Genomic DNA, 18,222 nt, shown 5'->3' with positions numbered 1-18,222 from the left:
GCGGGGACCCCATCCGCGTGCAGCGGAGCCGGTCCGCTGCGCGGCCTCGCCCGAGTACGGTCCGGCCGGACCTCACCCCGGCCCGGCCGCACCGGTCCCGTACCCCCGCAGCACCCGGCGGGCCACCGACGTGATGTGCAGCTCGTCCGGCCCGTCGAGGACCCGGGCCGCCCGCCCGGTGCGGAACAGCGCGGGCAGCGGGGTGTCCGGGCCCAGTCCGGCCGCGCCGTGGATCTGGATCGCGGAGTCCGTGACCCGCTGGAGCATCCGCGCGGCGGCCACCTTGGCGAGCCCCACCTCCGTACGGGCGTCCCGACCCGCGTCGATCAGCGCCACCGCCTCATGGACCAGCGGCCGGGTGGTGCGCAGCGCGAGGAGCGCGTCGAACACATGCTGCTGCACCAACTGGTGATCCCCGAGGGGCCCTTGCGAACCGGCCCGGGTGGCCGCCCGGTGGCACAGCAGATCGAACGCGCGCTGAGCCTGGCCCAGCCAGCGCAGGCACCGCAGGACCCGGCCGAGCTGAAGGCGTTCCCCCACGACTGCGAGTGCCGCGCCCGGTTCGCCGAGCAGCTGGTCCCCCGGCACCTCGACCCGGTCCAGGGCGATCTCGTACTGGCCCGAGGCGCCGAACACCGGCAGCTCGCGGACGACCCGGAAGCCCGGTGAGCGGGTCGGCACCAGCAGCAGGGACAGTCCCGCCCGGTCGCCGGGCGCACCGCCCGTACGGGCGAGGACGGTGACGAGACCGGCGTCCGCGGCCCCGGAGGTGAACCACTTGCGGCCGGTGACCAGCCAGCCGCCGCCCGCCAGCCGTTCGGCCCGGGTGGCGGTGAGGGTCGGATCGGTGCCCGGGACATCCGGTTCCGTCATCGCGAAACAGCTCCGGGTCCGCCCGGCGACCAGGTCCCGCAGATGCTCCGCGCGGACCCGGGGCCCCGTGTGACGGCTCAGCATGGTGACATCGAGCAGGGGAGCGGAGCCCAGCGCGGCGGGTCCGTGGTCGCTGGCGCCCTCCGCCTCGGCCAGCGCCGCGTACGCGCGCAGCGGCAGACCACCACCGCCCAGTTCCCGGGGCAGCGGCAGCGCCCACAGGCCCTCGGCGCGGGCCCGGTCCCGCAACCCGCCGAGCGCGGCGGCCGCGGCGGGTCCGCCCGCGTCCAGCACCGGCTCGCACGGCATCACCTCCGCCGTCACGAACCGTGCCACCCGCTCCCGCAAGTCATCTTCCACCACGGGAGGTTGCTCTCCCGTACCGCTCCGCGCGGAACCGTCCCCGCCACCCCGGCCCGTGTCCACCACTGTTCGCCTCCACCTCACGGGAACCCAGGGGAACGCCTGTCCGACTCCCTGCCCGTGGAACTGGTCGGGCGCGGACGCTCCCGGGTTCCCGCCGCCCCGAACGAACCCGGGCGGGGACGGCCACCGCCCCCGCCACGACGAGGAGAGGGAAAGGTGCCACCAGAACCCACCAGGACCGTCCGGCCGCTCGACGCGCTGCGCTTCGACGCCTGCGGACCGCCCCCGATCATGGACGTCGTCACCGAGCGGCTGCGGCTGCTCGGCGCGCGCACCGGCACCAACGGCCCGAGGGACCCGGGCGACGGGCGCGCCACCCTCGCGGGCGCCGGATTCGCACCCGTCCACGCGGTCACCGGCTGGTCCGCCGGGCCCGCCTCCGGACTCACCGACGAGGCCACCGTGCAGGCGGCCACCGGCGTCATGGCCGTGCACGGCCGCCGCGACGGACGGCCGCGCGGCCTCGCCGTCGACTGGGCGGCCACCACCACCGCCGTCCTCACCGTCCAGGGACTGCTCGCCACCCTGGTCGGCCAGGCCCGGGGCGCCGCCCCCGCCACCGTCACCACCAGCGCCGACCGGGCCGCGCTGCTCACCGTCTCCCAGTACCTCGCCGCCGCCGGCGCGGACGAGGGCGAGGCCGCCGAAGTCGGCCCCGGCGGACCGCCCTTCACCTCGTCCGACGGCCTGCTCTTCGAACTGGAGACCCTCGACCCGGCCGCCTGGGCCGGATTCTGGCGCGTCCTGGAAGCCCCCGACGACGCGATCCGCGCGGGCTGGCGGCCCTTCCAGTTCCGCTACGCCACCGCCTGCGCCCCCTTCCCCGAGGCCCTGCACACCACGACCCGGGCCCACCCCCTGGCACGGGTCAAGGAAGCCGCCGACCGCTCCGGCGCCGAGGTCTGCGTCCTGCGGACCCCCGCCGAACGGGCCGCCGAGCACGACGGCGCCGCCCCCTGGTCGCTGCGCCTCCTGGCCCCCGGCACCCGCCCGCTGCCCGCCACCGCCTCCGCGTCCCGCCCGCTGGCCGGACTCACCGTCCTGGAGGCCGGGCGCCGTATCCAGGCACCCCTGGCCGCCCATCTGCTGGGCCTGCTGGGCGCCGATGTGATCCGCGTCGAACCGCCCGGCGGCGACCCGCTGCGCGGTATGCCGCCCACCTGCTCCGGCGTCTCCGCCCGCTGGCTCGCCCTCAACCGGGGCAAGAAGGCCGTGGAGATCGACATCAAGTCCGACCGGGACCGCCGCACACTGCGCGCGATGACGGCCCAGGCCGATGTCTTCCTGCACAACTGGGCCCCGGGCAAGGCCGCCGCGCTCGGCCTCGACCACCCCGATCTCACCGCCGCGAACCCCGGCCTCGTCTACGCCTACACCAGCGGCTGGGCCGACCGCCTCCACGACGCCCCCATGGGCACCGACTTCATGGTCCAGGCCCGCACCGGCGTCGGCGCCGCCGTACGGCCCGCCGACGAGCCACCGGCACCCTCGCTGATGACCCTGCTCGACGTGCTCGGCGCGCTGCACGGCACCGAAGCGGTCCTCGCCGGACTCCTGCTGCGGCTGCGCACCGGACACGGCGTCCGCGCCGACTCGTCCCTGCTCGGCGCCGCCGACACCCTCACCGCCCCCGCCCTGCGGCGCGCGGGCCGCGGCGCCGACCCCCGGCCGCCCGCCGGGTTCCGCCGACCGCTGCGCACCGCCGACGGCTGGATCGCCCCCGCCGACACCTGCGCCGCCGAGGCCGCCCGCCACGACCTGGACGGCCTGTCCACCACGGACGCCCTCACCCGGCTGCGCGGGCGCGGACTGACCGCCACCCCCGTCACCACCGACCTCGCCCGGCTGCGCGACGACCCCCGCTTCCCCGGCGCGATCACCCATGACGCGCACGGCGCCCCCGCCGTTCCCGACCCCTGGAGCCTCGGATGACCGTCACCCTGCACGACCTGCTGCCCGCCGCGCTGCGCCGTTCCTGGGTCCTGGACGGCACCTGCCCCGGCCTCGACCTGTACAGCCTGTTCCGGGCCCGGCAGATCGCGGACCTCCACCGCACCGCCGTCATCGACGCCAAGGGCAAGCTCTGCTACACCGCCCTGGACCGCAAGGTGCGATGTCTCGCCACCGGACTCAGATCCCTCGGCATCGCCCCGGGGGACATCGTGGGCGTCCAGCTCCCCAACAACCGCAACGCCGTCATCGCGGACCTGGCCCTCGCCGCGCTCGGCGCGGTCGCCCTGCCCTTCCCCGTCGGCCGCGGCACCCGGGAGGCGGAGAGTCTGCTGCGGCGCGCCGAGGCCGTCGCCGTCATCGCCGCGACCGAGCACCGGGGCGCCCGGCACGCCGACGACCTGCGCGATCTGCTCCCCGCCCTGCCCGCGCTGCGGCACGTCGTCGCCGCCGGACCGGGTACGGCACCCGACGGCACGGTCCCCTTCGCCGCGCTGCTGCGGTCCGACGCCGACGGATTCGTCCCCGCCCGGCCCGACCCGGACGGTCCGGCCCGCATCCTGGTGTCGTCCGGCTCCGAGGCCGAGCCGAAGATGGTCGCCTACTCCCACAACGCCCTCGCGGGCGGCCGGGGCAACTTCCTCGCCTCGCTGACACCCGACGGGACCGCGCCGCGCTGTCTGTTCCTGGTGCCGTTGGCCTCCGCCTTCGGGTCCAACGGCACATCGGTCACCCTGGCCCGGCACGGCGGCACACTCGTCCTGCTCGACCACTTCACCCCCGAGGCCGCCCTGGCGGCCGTCCGCGAGCACGCACCCACCCATGTCCTCGGGGTGCCGACGATGGTGCGGATGATGCTCGACCGGCTCGACGGCGACGGCACCGCGCTGCCCGCCCCGACCGCCCTGGTCCTCGGCGGTTCCGCGCTGGACGAGCGGACCGCGCGGGACGCCGCGCACGCCTTCGGCTGCCCCGTCGTCAACCTCTACGGCTCGGCCGACGGCGTCAACTGCCACACCGGCCTGGCGACCGAGGACGGCACCCCGCCCATGTCCGGCCCGGGAGTCGTCGCCGGACGCCCGGACCCCCGCGTCACCGACATCCGTATCGCCGACACCGGCACCCATGAACCACTGCCCGAGGGAACCGTCGGCGAGATCGTCGCCCGCGGCCCGATGACCCCGCTCTGCTACGTCGCCTCCCCGGACCTCGACGCCCGCTACCGCACCCCCGACGGCTGGGTCCGCACCGGTGACCTCGGCTTCCTCGACCCGGACGGCGTCCTCCATGTCGTCGGACGGCTCAAGGACATCGTCATCCGGGGCGGCGCCAACATCAGCCCCGCCGAGGTCGAACGCGAACTCGCTGCCCATCCGCTCGTCCGTGACGTGGTGTGCGTCGGCGTCCCGGACCCGGTCACCGGCGAGCGGCTCGCCGCCTGTGTGGTCGCCCGGGGCGAACACCCCCCGAGTCTGGCCGAGTTGTGCGCGCATCTTGAGCTGCGCGGCCTGGAACGGCGGAAGTTCCCCGAGCGGCTGCTGCTGGTCGGCGAACTTCCGCTGACCCCGGCGGGCAAGCCCGACCGGGCGGCCCTGCGGGAACATATCGCCGCGTCCCCGGCCCCGGACACCGGCGCCGTACGGCAGACCGACGACGGCAAAGCCCCCCTCGTCGCCACCGGTTGAGTCCTCACCCGACCGGTTGAGTCTCCTCGCCACCGGTCGAACGAGAGGCCCGGCGGCGCGCGCACGCCGACCGGGCCCCGGCCCCGGCCCCGGCCCCGGCCCCGGCCCCGGACTCGGACCGGGCCACGGACCGGACCCCCGCGGATCAGCCCGCGCCGAGCGCCTTCCTCAGCTCAGCCGCCGCGTCCCGGTAGACCGCCAGCAGATCGAGGTCGTCCCCCGGATAGTTGGCGATCGTCACCTGCCGGGCACCGGAGTCGGGCAGGACGGCACCCGTCGCCATATGGGCGTTGTCCACCACCAGGGCTGGCTTCTCGGCGGAGAGGTCCGCGAGCTGTCCCGGGGTCACCGCCTCGGGCCCGTAGGTGCCGACCGTGGTGGCACCCGCCAGCCCCGTGGCCCAGGTGGTGAAGACCTGACTGACGGCGGTCGGGGCCTTGCCGCCCGCCCACAGCGCCCGCAGCTCCTTGCCGAGCCTGTCGTACTCCGTACCGATCGCGGCCTTCCCCTTCGCGGCACGGTCCTCGGTGCCGAACAGCTTGCCGAGCCGGGTGATCTCGGCGCCCGCCCGGCCGGGGTCGTTGTCGAGCTTCACCTCGACCAGCTCCGCGTCGGAACCCGCCGCCTCCTTGATCTTCTCGGCGTACGGCTCGAACGGCGCGTACAGCACGAAGTCGGCCTTCGCGACGGCCGCCAGGTCGGACGGCTTCGGATCGTAGTCCGGGGCGTGGTGCACCGACTGCGGGACGATGACCTTGATGTCCTCGGCCCCCGCCGCCTTCGCGAAGGCACCCTCCCAGGTGGTCGTCACGACCACCCGGGGCTGCCCGTCGTGCTGGTGCCCGCCGTCCCCGGAGGCGGTGGCGGTGCCACTGTCGCCGCAGCCGGTGAGCAGGGCCAGGGTCAGCGCCGTGCTCAGCGCGAGGAGGGAAGACGTACGGACGCGGGTGCGCGCCATGAGCTGGTTCTCCGTTCGGGTAGGAAATGCACGGCGAGGACGACCGCCCCGGCCGTCAGGACGAGGACCGGGCCGGGCGGCCAGTCCAGCCACAGGGCCAGCAGGAACCCCGTGAGGTTGACGGCGATCCCGATGCCGACGGCCCACAGGGTGATCGACGTCAGCGAGCTGCCCAGCCGGCGGGCCGCGAGCGCGGGCAGCAGGGTCAGGGCGTCGACGAGGAGGGCGCCGGTCAGCTTGATCGCCCCGGCCACCGCGACCGCGACCAACACCAGCAGGACCGTGGTCAGCGCCCTGACCGGTACCCCGGAGCACTGCGCCAGCTCCCGGTCGTACAGCAGCAGTCCGATGTCCCGGCGCCGCCACCAGAAGAGGCCCGGTACGACGACGGCGAGCGCGCCGAGCACCACCAGGTCCATGCCGCCCACCGACAGGATCGACCCCCACAGCAGGGCGAAGGCACCGGACGCGTTCACCCCCGACACGGCGAGCAGCAGCAGCGCGGCGGCGATGGCGAGGCTCATCAGCAGCCCCATCGCTCCCGAAAGTCCGTCGGGCGTACGGGCCAGGGGCGCGATGCCCGCGCCGGACAGGGCACAGGCCACCAGCGCGCACAGCATCGGGTCGAGACCGGTGATCAGCCCGACGGCGACCCCCAGCAGCGCCACATGCATCATCGCGAACCGGACCGGCATGATGTCCAGCCCGACGATGATCACCCCGATCACCGGGAGCCCGATCGCGGCCAGCAGCAGCGCGGCCCCGGCCCGCTGCACGGGCAGCAGCTCCAGCAGGGCGCCGACATCGGTGGTGGCGAGGTTCACCGGACCTCCCGCAGCCGCCCGGCGGCCATCTCCAGCACCCGGTCGCAGCGTCGCGCCATCGCCCGGTCGTGGGTCACCACGACCAGGGTCACCGGCAGGGAGGTGAGGGCGTCCGCCGCTTCCTCCTGCCCGTCGAAGTCGAGGGCGGCGGTGGGCTCGTCGGCCAGCAGCACCCCGGCCCCGGCGGCGACACAGCCGACCGCCCGCGCCAGATACATCCGCTGCAACTGCCCGCCCGAGAGGGTGTGCAGGGGGCGCTCGGTCAGTGCTCCCACCCCGAGCCGGTCCGCCGCCTCATGCGCCTCGCGGGGCGCGGTACCGCTGGCCAGCAGTTCGGACCCGAGCATCGGGAACCGTCCGGCCGCCGGTTTCTGCGGTATCCACGCACACGCGCGCCGCCGCCAGGCCCAGTCGGCCGCCGAACCGGTGCCCCGGCCGCCGACCAGGATCGAGCCCCGCGCCTGCGGATGGAGCCCGAGCACCGCCCGCAGCAAGGTGGTCTTGCCCGATCCGTTGGTACCCGTCAGCGCCACCCGCTCACCGGCGGCGATCTCCAGATCGACATCGGCGACCGCCTCCACCCGGCCGTGCCGGCACACCAACTCCTTGACGCACATGTCCAGTCCGCCCATCCCACATCCCTCGTTCCGCCGCGGCAGGGTGGGCCCGACGGGCGTTCGCCCTCCCACGCCGCAGTAGTCGGATCACGGGCCCGCCGGGTTCCCCACCCGGCCGGGGATTCCTGTCGGGGGCGGGGCGGGGCGGGGCGGTTGCGCTGGCGTGCCGTGTGCGCGGTGCCGTGGTTGCGGTGGCGGGACGACACGAGCGGACCGCGACAGGACGCCTGTCACGATCCGCTCGGGGACTCGGGGACTCGGGGACTCGGGGACCGAGGTACGGGAGGACGCGCGAAGGTGGCCGCGGGGCGGGGTCAGGCCTGGGGCCCCCGGCCGACCTCACGGACGACCGTGTACGTGGGCACGCCGGTCATCCGGGGTTCGGCCGTGCCGGAGAGGCCCGCCAGAGCCGCCCCGATCGCGGCCATCCGCCCCTCCGTGTCGGACGTCTCCACGAAGTTGCGGTAGTCCGCCTCGGTTTCCCAGTGCACGATGTTGTAGACCCGGGTGCCGTCCGTACTGACGTGGAACCGGGCGGAACGGTACCCGGGGTAGAAGCGCACCCACCGCTCCTGCACCTCGGCGAAGGCGTTCACGAGCTCGGTCTGGGTGGCGGGGCCGTCGACGGTGTGGTCGATGATCGAGTAGAAGCCGGTGTCGGTGGACGGCATGACTGCTCCTGGGGTGCGGGGTCGGGTCTTTCCCGTCCTCCGATGTCCCGAATCCTGTCCCCTCAAGCGAACTTGAGGTCAAGCCGTCCTCTCACCGCACCTCCTTCACCCGAGGAAGGACAGCACCTCGCGCTCGAAGCGCCGCCCGGCCTCCAGATGCGGAAGATGGCCGACACCGCGCAGCTCCACCAGCCGGGCGCCCGGGACCGCCGCGGCGGCCAGCCTGCCGAGGACAGGGAAGTTGCCGAGCTTCGCCCGGTTCTCGGGGGTCGCGTACGACTTGCCGACCGCGGCCCGGTCCTCCTGGCCGATCACCAGCAGCACCGGCAGCCGCAGCGACGGCAGATCCTGGACCACCGGCTGGTGGTACGCCATCTGATAGGTCCGCGCCGAGGCGAGCGCCCAGCGCGGGTATTCCGCGCTGAGCGTGATCCGGTGCCGCAGCTCCACGTTCCGCTCGTAGGCCCGCCGCCAGGTCACCACGTACGAGCGGTAGAACGCCCGTATCCCCGCGAGGGAGGTGTTGGCGAGCTCGTCGGCGAACAGCCGCTCGGTGGTGTGCGCGGGCACCAGCTCCCGGTAGTCCTCCAGGCCCACCGGGTTCGCCAGCACCAATCGCCGCGTCCGTGCGGGGTGTTCCAGGGCGAACCGGACCCCGAGCATGCCGCCCATCGAATGGCCCACCACGTCCACGACCGGGACGCCGAGGTGGTCCAGCAGCGCCACGGTGTTCCCCGCGAGCAGCCCGAAGCCGTAGTCGAGGGCGGGCTTGGACGAGCGTCCGAAACCGATCTGGTCCGGTACGACGACCCGGTGGCCCGCGGCGGCGAGTGCCCGCGCGGTGGGGGTCCAGGAACCGCCGTCGAAGTTCTTGCCGTGCAGCAGCAGGACGGTGCGGCCGGACACCGGCGCCGACGGGGCGATGTCGAGATAGGCCATGTCGACCGTCTCGCCCTGGTTGACCATCCGCAGGAAGCGCACCGGGAACGCGCTCCGGTAGCCCTCCATCGCGATGCCCAGCGGTACGTCGTACACCGGCTCGGCCGGAGCGCCTGCCGCCCCGGCCGCGCTCGCCGGTACGGCGCCCGCCCCCGTACCCGCCACCGCGACCGTACCCGCGCCCGCGGTCAGAAAGATCCGGCGTGTCGTCACACGTCCCCCTAGGAAGTCGCCCATCCGTACCCGTAGCGTGCCCCAACCCTCCCCAAGATCAAAGGAGTCGGGCGGAACCGGGCCAGGTCGAACGGCCGCGGCATCCGTGGCCGCGCGCTCGCTGGCCGCCGCGAAGGTTAGGGGGCGTGGCCGGACGGGCAAGGGCACGTCAATTCGGCGGCGGGGCCGTCGGTGGGAGACGGGGGGACCGATGGGCGTGGTGCGTGCGACGGTGACGCGGGTGGCCACCTGGACGGCCGGGACGCTGGTGCTGTGTCTGCTGGCGGTCTGGATCTGGTGGCGGGAGAGCGGTACCGCGGCCCGCTGGCGCTTCGAGGACTCCATGAAGTCCTTCTGCGGCGGACTGCTGGCGTACGAGAGGAGCCAGTTGTTCGAGGGCCTGCACACGTCCGTACCGCTGCGCGAGGACCGCACCGAGGGCCGCGACGCGTATGTGTGCCTGCTGGGCGAGCGGTTGACGGTGGTACGGGTGACACTGCTGCGGCCCGGTGCCCGCACCACCGGGACGGGACGGCGTCTCCTCCCGTCCTTCGACGGCCCCTGGCACCCCGCCCCGCTGCCCGGGGGCTGGCGGGGCGCGGCCGACGGCCGCACGATCCGGCTGCTGCTCCCCTGCCGGGACGACGGCAACGCCGTCTCGGTCATGGTCGAGGGGTACACCGGGCGTGAGGACCACGCTCCCGTGGACCGGGAGAGCCGGACGAGCTCCTGGCGCGGCGAGGACGTGTTCTGGGCCCGGTTCGGCACGGCCACGGCCACCAAGGCCGCGCGCCGCTGGGGCTGCGAGGCGACCGGCGGTGCGCCGCTGCGGAAACTGCCCTATGTGCACGGGACACGGCTGGCCACACACGCCCAGAGCACCTGCGCCGGGCTGCCTCTCGCCCGGGACGAACGCCTGGACCTGGTCCGGGAGACGCCCGTCGGCAGGGGCGCCCTGTACGAGCGCTGCGATGTCTGGGCGTCGGCCCACTTCGACACGCCCTATGTCTTCACCGCCCACTTCGACCTGTACGCGCGGCAGGAACGCGACGACGTCAGGCTGCCGTACCGGCGTTCCGACGCGGGCGCCGAGCGCAACATCCGCTGGGCGAGCGCGACATGCCCGGGTGACAGCGAGCGCGCCCTGTTCATCGGCGCCGTCCCGCCCGACGCGGGCGCCGCGCGTCCGCCGGGGTCCAAGGGCGGGGAGAGCTTCGGCGGACCCGCGTTCCGCGCGTACGCCGAGCGGGCGGCGGCCCGGCACCGGTGCTGGGACCTGCGGCTGCCGTCGGGGTGATCCGGTCGGGCGTCCCCCGTCCGGTGCGGGTACGCGTGGGGTGCGCGGTCCCCCGTACCCCTCACCGCGCCAGCGGCTGTGGGACTCCCGTGCGGGGCCCTCAGCGGCCCCGCACGGGAGCCGGTCAGCGGGCGGCCAGGGCGCGCGCGGCGCGGATGAGGGCCGCGTTGTCCGGGGCGTCCGTGCCGTCGGGGAGGTCCGTCCCGTCCTCGAAGCCGACCCGGGTCTCATGGCCGTCCTCGATGGCCGCCCGTACCAGGGGCCAGACGGTCGGGCCGTCGCCGTGGTAGAGGATCGGGCAGGTCACCCCGGCCTCCTGGATGCGCGCGGCCATCGCGCGGGCCGCCGCGACGGCCTCCTGCGGGTCCTCCTCCAGCGGCTCGATCAGGATCCGGACGTTGTCGTGCAGGGTGGGTGACGCCAGCAGCCGGGGGACGTCGTCCATCGTCCACACCGCGCTCTCCAGGACCATGCCGCGCTCGACGACCAGTTCCGCGGTCCGCGCCGCGTCCTCCTCGCTGAACGCGACGGACGCGAAGTCGGGCAGCGTCTCCCACGACTTGACGAGCTCGTAGCGCTCCTCGGGACCCGAGCAGGTCCACAGACCCGTCGTGGTGCCGACGACGGCGTCCGGGGCGACCGCGCGGATCGCGGACAGCACCTCGGCGAGGGCGTCCGGGCGGATCGTCTGGCCGCCGTCCGGGGTGCGGACATGGAAGTGGACGACGTCCGCGCCGGCCGCGAGCACGGCGACGGTGTCGGCGGCGATCTGCGCGGCGGTGACCGGGACGGTGGGCCGCTCGTCTCGCGAACGCCCGCCGTTGACGGCGGCTTTGAGGAGCACGATGGTCCTTTCGGGGGGTGGATGTGGTGCGGGGCGCACCCGGTGGGGAGTGATGCCCCGGCGTCCGGGACCGGCCGCCGGGGGGAACGCGGGAGGTCAGCCCAGCCGCTGAAGCGTCTCCGTGGCGCCGGTCAGCGAGCCCAGCGGCTTGCCCTGCCACAGCTGCGCGACAAGGGCGGGTTCCTCCGCGTCGTCGTCGAGGGCCTCCTCCACGACGGCCGCGAGCCGGACGGCGGACGCGATGACCACGCCGTTGGCGTCACCGAGGACGATGTCGCCGGCCTGCACCGGGACACCGCCGCAGACGACCGGCGCGCACAGCGAACCGTCCGCGATGCCGTGCAGTTTGGTGGTCAGCGCGGTGCGTCCGTACGCGTAGACGGGCAGCGCGAGCGCGCGCAGCGCGTCGATGTCGGTGCACAGGCCGTCCACGACGACGCCCGCCGCGCCACGGGACGCGAGCGCGTTGACGACGACCTCGCCCAGCGGCGCGTGCCGGCGGTCGCCGCCGCAGTCGACCACCACCACGTCACCGGGCCCGACCAGCCCGGCGGCGTGATGCAGCATCGTGGAGTCGGTGGCGGTGATGCGTACGGTGACGGCCCGGCCGACGATCCGGTCGGTCCCCGCCTGACGTTGGAGCAGCGGGTCGCAGAAGCCCTCCTCCAGATAGTGGCCGAGGGTCGGGAAGTCCACCCTCCGCAGCTTCTCGACGAGTTCCCCGTCGAGGGGGGCGGGCAGTTCACGCAGGTCGAGCGGCATGACGGGGGTCACCTCGGTCCGATGATGATGCGGCGGTTGCGGAGCACGGGAAGGACCGTGCGGGCCCGGTCGATCCGGTCCTTGTCGGCGTCGACGACGAGCATCGAGCGCTCCTCCTCGCCGAGGGCGGCCCGGACCACACCGAGCGGGTCGACGGCCATGCTCATCCCGATGCAGTCGGGTGTGGTCAGCGAGGACGCCACCACCCAGCAGGTGTTCTCGATGGCCCGGGTGCGCACCAGCGTCGCCCAGTGGTCCTCCTTGAGGGGACCCTTGACCCAGGCGGCCGAGACCGCCAGCAGATCCGCGCCCATCTCCACCAGCGACCGGGTGAACTCCGGGAAGCGCACGTCGTAGCAGTTCACCAGGCCGACGTTGAAGTCGCCGATGCGGACCACGACGGGGCCGGTGTCGCCGCGCTGGACCTTGCGGGACTCCTTGTAGTTGAAGGCGTCGTACAGATGCATCTTGCGGTAGAGGCCGAGCACCTCACCGCTCGCGTCCACGGCGGCCATGGTGTTGTACGGCAGGGCCTCGCCGCTGTCCTCGAAACCGGCGGCGATCACCGCGATGCCGTGGGTGGTGGCGATCCGGGCGAGCCCTTCGAGGAACGCGGGCCAGTGCTTCTCGGCGAGTTCACGGAGCGGGACCTCCTCGGACTCGTCGGCGTCCGAGGGGACCATCGACTCCTCGGGGAAGACGACGAGTTCGGCGCCCGCCGCGGCGGCGTCCCGGGCCATCTCCTCGATGACCGCGAGATTGGCCGCCGCGTCGGCGGTGGGGGCGAACTGGGCTGCGGCGACCTTCACGGTCGTATCTCCTTGCTGGCGTGGGACGGGGCGGGTGCGGGCGGCCTGGGCGCGCTCATTCGGCCAGCACCCGGGAGTGCCGGGGGTGCCATCCGACGACGACCTGTTCACCGATCCGCAGACCGCTCACATCCGTCCCGCGGGCCTCGGCGACGAAGTCGCCGCCGTGTGCGAGGGCGAGGTGGTAGCGGGTGGCGTTGCCGAGGTACACGATCTGCTGGAGGGTGGCGTCCGCGCGGACCGGGCAGTCCTGGAGCGGTTCGCCGGCGCGGGCGAGCCGGACGTTCTCCGGGCGGACGGCCAGATGGACGGGGGTGCCGTCGGGGTGGCCGTGCCCGTCGGGGACCGCGATGTTCCCGAGCCCGTCGACCCCGAGCCGTCCGCCGCCGAGGGTGCCGGTCAGGAAGTTGGAGGTGCCGATGAAGTTCGCGACGAAGCGGGTCGCGGGCCGCTCGTAGATCGCCTCGGGGGTGTCGACCTGGAGCACCCGGCCGCCGTCCATGACCGCGATCCGGTCGGACATGGTCAGCGCCTCCTCCTGGTCATGGGTGACGGTGACGAAGGTGACGCCGACCTCGCGCTGGATCTTCTTCAGCTCCAGCTGCATCTCGGCCCGCAGCTTCTGGTCGAGCGCGCCGAGCGGCTCGTCCAGCAGCAGCAGCGAGGGACGGCCGATCAGGGCCCGCGCGATGGCGACGCGCTGGCGCTGGCCGCCGGAGAGCCGGCCGATGGTCCGGTCCCCGTACCCGTCGAGCCGGACGAGCGCGAGCGCCTCCCGTACGGCCTGCGCTATCTCGGCCTTGGGCCGGGACTTGCGGACCTTCAGCTCGAAGGCGACGTTCTCACTGACGTCGAGGTGCGGGAACAGCGCGTAGCTCTGGAAGAGCATGTTGAGGTCGCGCTTGTGCGGCGGTACGCCCGTGCAGTCGGCCCCGTCGAGTTCGACGGTGCCCTCGCTGGGCGTCTCGAAGCCGGTGATCATCCGCATCAGGGTCGTCTTGCCGCAGCCCGACGGGCCGAGGATCGAGAAGAACTCGCCCGTCCGGATGTCGAGGGTCACGTCGATGACGGCCGGGGTGCCGCCGAATGTCTTGCCGACCCCGGTCAGCCGCACCGCGGGCGCGGTGGCCTGGGCGGGGGAGCGGGGGTCCTTCAGGGTGGCTGTCATGTCAGGACGCCTTCACCTTGGTCCAGCCCTGCTGGAAGTGCTTCATCGCGGTGCCCGGGTCGAGCAGGAAGTCCGCGTTCTTGATGGCCTCGTCGCTCGCGTAGACGGCCGGGTTGTCCAGCGCCTTCTTGTCCTTGATGAACTCACGGGCCTTGGCGTTGGTGCTGGCGCTGCCGCCGTCGTCGGTGGCCATGGCCGCGATCTCGGGACGCAGCGTGAAGTTGATGAACTCGTAGGCCGCGTCCGTGTTCTTCGCGCCCTTCGGGATGGACAGCCCGTCCGTCCAGATCGAGCCGCCCTCCTCGGGGATGACGTAGTGGACGTTCTCGTTGGCGGCGACGACCTTCGCCATCGCCGTGCCGCTCCACGCCTGGGCCGCGCACGCCTGCCCGGTGGACAGCAACTGCGGGTAGTTGGTGGAGTTGTAGCCCGCGAGGATGTCCTTCTGGTCCTCCAGCGCCTCGGTGGCCGCCTTGATCTCGCCCTCGTCGGTGCTGGTGGCGCGGGCGCCGGTGACCTGGAGACCGGCGATGTAGGCCGCCAGCATGTTGTCCAGCATGTAGACCTTGCCCTGGTACTTCTTGTCGAACAGGGTCTTCCAGCTGGTCGCCGAGTCCACGCACTTGTCGTTGTACGCGAAGCCCGTCGTGCCCCAGATCCACGGGACGCTGTACTTGTTGCCCTTGTCGTACGACGGGTCGCGGAACTTCTCCGCGAGGTTGTCCATGCCCTTGATCCGCGCGTGGTCGAGCGGCTGGATCAGCTTCTGCCCGATGAGCTGCTGCACGGTGTACTGGCTGGGCTCCACCAGGTCGTAGCCCGCCGAACCGGAGCTGAGCTTGGCGGTCATGGTCTCGTTGCTGTCGAACGTGTCGAGGGTGACCTTGATACCCGTCTCCGCCTCGAACTTCTTCACCACCGACTCGGGGATCTCCCCGGCCCAGGCGTAGATGTTCAGCTTCTTCCCGCCGCCGGAGCCGGAGTCGGACCCCGAGCCGCCGCAACTGGTGACGACGAGCGCGGTGACGGTGGCGACGGAGGCGGCGAGGACGGTTCTGGGGACTCTTCTCGTACGCATGAGGGTGTGCCTTTCGCGAAATGAGGAAGCCGGGGAGGGGAGCGGGCCGGGTGGTGCGGGTCCTGGGAAGGGGCCGGAAGGCCGTGGTGCCGTGGTGCCGGAGAACGGCGACGGGGGCGGGGCGCCGGGGGAGCTAGCCGCGCTTTCCGCCGAGCAGCACCTGGCGCATCTGGCGCAGGCCCACACCGAGGATGATCAGCAGCGTGAACAGCACGAGCAGCGTGCCCAGCGCGTTGATCTCGGGCGTCAGACCGCCCTTGAGCATCGAGTAGACCCGCAGCGGCAGGGTGGTGGAGCCGATGCCGTTGGTGAACGTCGACATCACGATGTTGCCGAACGAGATGGTGAAGCAGAGCAGCCACGCGGCGAGCAGCGGCTGGCGCAGCAGCGGCAGCGTCACCCGCCGGAACGCCTGCCAGGGGTTGCAGCCGAGGTCGGTCGCGGCCTCCCCGAGCGAGGAGTCCAGCGCGTTGTACGCGCCGAGGACGATGAGCGACGCGTACGGCAGCGTCACCACCAGATGGCCGAGGACCAGGGTCGTCATCCCGAGGTCCGCGCCCATCGCGCCGAAGACCGAGAGCAGGGCCACGCCCAGCACGATCTCCGGGATGATCAGCGGCAGGAACAGTCCGCCGGAGAACACGGTCTTCCAGCGTCTGGCCAGCCGGGCCATGCCCATCGCGGAGAGCAGCCCGCACACGGTGGCGAGGGTCGCGGAGATCAGGGCGACCTCCGCGCTGACCCGCAGCGCGGCCAGCAGCTCGGTGTTGTCGGCGAGCGTCCCGTACCAGCGGGTGGAGAACCCGGCCCACTTGTACGTGACCTCGGAGTCGTTGAACGACAGCACCACCACGACGACGATCGGGATGTAGAGGAAGGCGATGACACCCCGGGCCAGCCAGGCCGTCACGGTGTCGAGGGCGTGCTTCATGCCGTCTTCCTCCTCAGCCGCCGGGCGGCCAGTCCGAACACCGCCATCGAGGCCACCATCAGCACCAGCAGGACCACGGAGGCCGCAGCGCCCATCGGCTGGTTTCGGAACTCGGTGTACAGGGTGACGATCAGGTTGCCGACCAGCTGGTCACGTCCGCCGCCGAGGAGTACGGGGATGACGAAGACACCGAGGGTCGGGATGAAGGTGAGGAGCGCCGCGGCGAGCATCCCCGGCCGGGCGATCGGCAGCAGTACCCGGGTGTGCACCCGCCACCAGCCGCAGCCGAGGTCACGCGCGGCCTCGCCCAGCGAGTTGTCCACCCCGCGCAGCGACGCGTAGATCGGGAAGATCGCCGTCGGCAGGAACGCGTACACCAGTCCGATGAACGAGGCCCCCTGGCTCGGTATCCACTGGGTGGGTCCGTCGGTGAAGCCGATGGCATCGGTGAGGCTGTTGACCGGGCCGCCGGGGCTGAGCAGATTGATCCACGCGAACGTCCGGACCAGGAAGTCCGTCCAGAACGGCACGATGATCAGCAGCAGGAGCAGCATCTGGCGCTGCTGGGACCGGCCGGCCAGGTAGTACGACACGATGTAGCCGAGCACCAGGCAGACCAGGGTGTTCAGGGCCGCCATACCGAGGCTGTAGCCGAAGACCTTGAGGTAGATCGGCTCGAACAGGTCCTGGTAGTTCGTGAGCGTGTAGCCGCCCTGGACCCCGCCGTACGCGTCGGCGGAGGCGAAGCTGTTGCGCACCACCAGGATCAGCGGTACGAGCACCAGACCGAGCACCGTGATCCCGGCCGGCGCGAGCAGCGCCGTGGTCACCGCGGCCCCGCGCGCGGAGCGCGGCGGCGCTGCCGTCACCGGGACGTCCCGCGCGGGGTCCGGTCGGGCGGAGGGGTCGTGTGCATGCGCTGTTCTCCTTGGTCCGGGCGGGGGGTTCGTCGATGGAGAACAGCGTCGGTCATCAGCCAGTGGCCGGAAAGATGGAGAAGGAACGAATACCGTGGAATGCGCCGGGTATTTCCACGGATCTCGTAGTCGGCGGCCGGTGTGACGTCGGCTCTTGACGCCCGGGGGATGATGGATGGGAGTACCACCCATTCCTCGGAGGTGTCCCGTGATCGATGACCTGGACCGGCAGATCATCGACCAGCTCCGGGTGGACGGCCGCCGTTCCTTCGCCGAGATCGGCCGTACCGTCGGCCTCTCCGAGGCGTCCGTACGCGCCCGCTACCAGCGGCTCCAGCGCAAGGGCGTGCTCCAGGTGGTGGGCATGACGGACGCGGTGCGGATGGGCGAGATGGAGGTCCACCTCGCGGTACGCATCCACCACATACCCGTCGCCCTGGCCGCCCGCGAGCTGTCCCGGATGCCCGAGGTGCGGTACGTGGCCTCCTGCGTCGGGCCCTACGACCTCATCGTGGACGTGCGCTGCCGCGACCTCGAACACCTCGCGGAACTCCTCACCGAACGCGTGCGCCGGGTCAACGGCGTCGCGCACGCGGAGGCGCTGACCGTGCTGGAGGTCATCAAGGACACCTACCTCTGGGCCGGTTTCCGGGAGGTCCCGGTCCGTCCGGGGGAGCGGATCATCCCCGGCTGAGCCCCGGGTGCCGTGCGGACCGGCTCAGGCCGAGGGATCCTCGCTGACGCCCTGCCCCACCGCGCTCGCCAGCCCGCTCCACGAGTAGTCCTTGAAGAGTTCGAGCAGCAGCAGCACCTGGACCCGGGACACACCCGGCAGCATCCGGATGTCGTCCAGCAGCTGCACCAGCTGCGCCTGGTCACGGCAGGTGCCGTCCAGGAAGATGTCCTGGCTGCCCGCGCAGAGCGCCACATGGTTGATCATCGGCATCCCGGACAGCGACTTCGCCACCGCGCGCGGGGTGAGGTCCCGGACGCGGATCATCAGCCGCACCGACTGATGGCCGAGGGTCAGCGGATTGCACAGCGCCACGATCCGCAGCGCACCGCTCTCCTGGAGCCGGGCCACCCGCTGCCGCACGGTCGTCTCGGAGACGCCGAGATCCCGGGCGAGCGCCGTATAGGGCGTCCTGCCGTCCCGGGTGAGGGTCTGCACGATCCTGCGGTCCATGTCGTCGAGCACGCCTCCAACCATGGCATACCCGTCAAATGTGGAAACGGCCGCCATGGTGGGACCCCGGCCGG

18 protein-coding genes are annotated in these 18,222 nt (G+C 72.8%); 4 read left to right on the top strand and 14 right to left on the bottom strand.

Going from position 1 to position 18,222, the window contains the following annotated elements:
* Window positions 1-72: 72 nt before the first annotated feature.
* Complete coding sequence (locus AB852_RS12760) at window positions 73-1,233, bottom strand: acyl-CoA dehydrogenase family protein (protein WP_281257761.1); 1,161 nt, start codon at window positions 1,231-1,233, stop codon at window positions 73-75.
* Window positions 1,234-1,530: 297 nt separating this feature from the next.
* Between AB852_RS12760 and AB852_RS12755 the strand changes: the two genes are divergently transcribed.
* Together AB852_RS12755 and AB852_RS12750 are read left to right on the top strand one after the other, a co-directional pair.
* Window positions 1,531-3,231 (top strand): CoA transferase, encoded by a 1,701-nt coding sequence (locus tag AB852_RS12755; protein ID WP_079184601.1) that lies wholly within the window; start codon window positions 1,531-1,533, stop codon window positions 3,229-3,231.
* Window positions 3,228-4,934 (top strand): AMP-binding protein, encoded by a 1,707-nt coding sequence (locus AB852_RS12750; protein ID WP_073787117.1) that lies wholly within the window; start codon window positions 3,228-3,230, stop codon window positions 4,932-4,934. Before AB852_RS12755 ends, AB852_RS12750 begins: the two co-directional genes overlap by 4 nt.
* A gap of 145 nt (window positions 4,935-5,079) precedes the next feature.
* On the opposite strand, the gene AB852_RS12745 is transcribed toward AB852_RS12750, so the two are convergent.
* From AB852_RS12745 to AB852_RS12725, 5 genes are all read right to left on the bottom strand, one after another.
* Complete coding sequence (locus AB852_RS12745) at window positions 5,080-5,892, bottom strand: metal ABC transporter solute-binding protein, Zn/Mn family (RefSeq protein ID WP_073787115.1); 813 nt, start codon at window positions 5,890-5,892, stop codon at window positions 5,080-5,082.
* Window positions 5,850-6,716 (bottom strand): metal ABC transporter permease, encoded by an 867-nt coding sequence (locus AB852_RS12740; RefSeq protein ID WP_073787113.1) that lies wholly within the window; start codon window positions 6,714-6,716, stop codon window positions 5,850-5,852. Before AB852_RS12740 ends, AB852_RS12745 begins: the two co-directional genes overlap by 43 nt.
* A complete protein-coding gene (locus AB852_RS12735; protein ID WP_073787110.1) occupies window positions 6,713-7,348 on the bottom strand; it encodes a metal ABC transporter ATP-binding protein in 636 nt (211 codons plus the stop codon). The genes AB852_RS12740 and AB852_RS12735 overlap by 4 nt, the downstream gene beginning before the upstream one ends.
* Window positions 7,349-7,647: 299 nt before the next feature.
* A complete protein-coding gene (locus AB852_RS12730; RefSeq protein WP_073787108.1) occupies window positions 7,648-8,004 on the bottom strand; it encodes an antibiotic biosynthesis monooxygenase in 357 nt (118 codons plus the stop codon).
* Window positions 8,005-8,109: 105 nt separating this feature from the next.
* Window positions 8,110-9,156 (bottom strand): alpha/beta fold hydrolase, encoded by a 1,047-nt coding sequence (locus AB852_RS12725; RefSeq protein ID WP_107499209.1) that lies wholly within the window; start codon window positions 9,154-9,156, stop codon window positions 8,110-8,112.
* A gap of 241 nt (window positions 9,157-9,397) precedes the next feature.
* Between AB852_RS12725 and AB852_RS12720 the strand changes: the two genes are divergently transcribed.
* Entirely contained in the window at window positions 9,398-10,453 is a 1,056-nt protein-coding gene (locus AB852_RS12720; RefSeq protein WP_143201223.1) for a hypothetical protein, read from the top strand.
* A 124-nt stretch (window positions 10,454-10,577) separates the two neighbouring features.
* Here AB852_RS12720 and AB852_RS12715 read toward each other — a convergent pair whose 3' ends face one another.
* The 7 genes from AB852_RS12715 to AB852_RS12685 all read right to left on the bottom strand — a co-directional run bounded on the left by AB852_RS12715 (window position 10,578) and on the right by AB852_RS12685 (window position 16,914).
* Window positions 10,578-11,297 carry a 3-keto-5-aminohexanoate cleavage protein gene (locus AB852_RS12715; protein WP_073787104.1) on the bottom strand — a complete coding sequence of 240 codons (720 nt, stop codon included), beginning with the start codon at window positions 11,295-11,297 and terminating at the stop codon, window positions 10,578-10,580.
* Window positions 11,298-11,393: 96 nt separating this feature from the next.
* Window positions 11,394-12,059, bottom strand: coding sequence for an RraA family protein (locus AB852_RS12710; RefSeq protein ID WP_073787102.1), 666 nt, complete (start codon window positions 12,057-12,059; stop codon window positions 11,394-11,396).
* 8 nt (window positions 12,060-12,067) lie between these two features.
* Window positions 12,068-12,868: a carbon-nitrogen hydrolase family protein gene (locus AB852_RS12705; protein ID WP_073787100.1), complete on the bottom strand. Its 801-nt coding sequence runs from the start codon at window positions 12,866-12,868 to the stop codon at window positions 12,068-12,070.
* Between the two features lie 55 nt (window positions 12,869-12,923).
* Window positions 12,924-14,036 (bottom strand): ABC transporter ATP-binding protein, encoded by a 1,113-nt coding sequence (locus AB852_RS12700; RefSeq protein ID WP_073787098.1) that lies wholly within the window; start codon window positions 14,034-14,036, stop codon window positions 12,924-12,926.
* Window position 14,037: 1 nt separating this feature from the next.
* On the bottom strand, window positions 14,038-15,114 hold the full coding sequence (locus AB852_RS12695) for an ABC transporter substrate-binding protein (protein WP_073787096.1): 1,077 nt from the start codon (window positions 15,112-15,114) through the stop codon (window positions 14,038-14,040).
* Window positions 15,115-15,247: 133 nt separating this feature from the next.
* Window positions 15,248-16,045: an ABC transporter permease gene (locus tag AB852_RS12690; protein ID WP_073787094.1), complete on the bottom strand. Its 798-nt coding sequence runs from the start codon at window positions 16,043-16,045 to the stop codon at window positions 15,248-15,250.
* Window positions 16,042-16,914 carry an ABC transporter permease gene (locus tag AB852_RS12685; RefSeq protein WP_241561827.1) on the bottom strand — a complete coding sequence of 291 codons (873 nt, stop codon included), beginning with the start codon at window positions 16,912-16,914 and terminating at the stop codon, window positions 16,042-16,044. The genes AB852_RS12690 and AB852_RS12685 overlap by 4 nt, the downstream gene beginning before the upstream one ends.
* 256 nt (window positions 16,915-17,170) lie before the next feature.
* On the opposite strand from AB852_RS12685, the gene AB852_RS12680 reads away from it, so the two are divergent.
* The gene (locus tag AB852_RS12680; RefSeq protein WP_079184553.1) at window positions 17,171-17,656 is read left to right on the top strand and encodes an Lrp/AsnC family transcriptional regulator; all 486 of its coding nucleotides are present in this window, start codon (window positions 17,171-17,173) and stop codon (window positions 17,654-17,656) included.
* Window positions 17,657-17,680: 24 nt separating this feature from the next.
* On the opposite strand, the gene AB852_RS12675 is transcribed toward AB852_RS12680, so the two are convergent.
* Window positions 17,681-18,172, bottom strand: coding sequence for an Lrp/AsnC family transcriptional regulator (locus AB852_RS12675; protein ID WP_178390997.1), 492 nt, complete (start codon window positions 18,170-18,172; stop codon window positions 17,681-17,683).
* Window positions 18,173-18,222: the final 50 nt, after the last annotated feature.

Source organism: Streptomyces uncialis (assembly GCF_001905345.1).
Lineage (GTDB): Bacteria > Actinomycetota > Actinomycetes > Streptomycetales > Streptomycetaceae > Streptomyces > Streptomyces uncialis.
The sequence above is the reverse complement of the archived record's forward strand: the minus strand, read 5'-3'. Positions and strand labels throughout refer to the sequence as shown.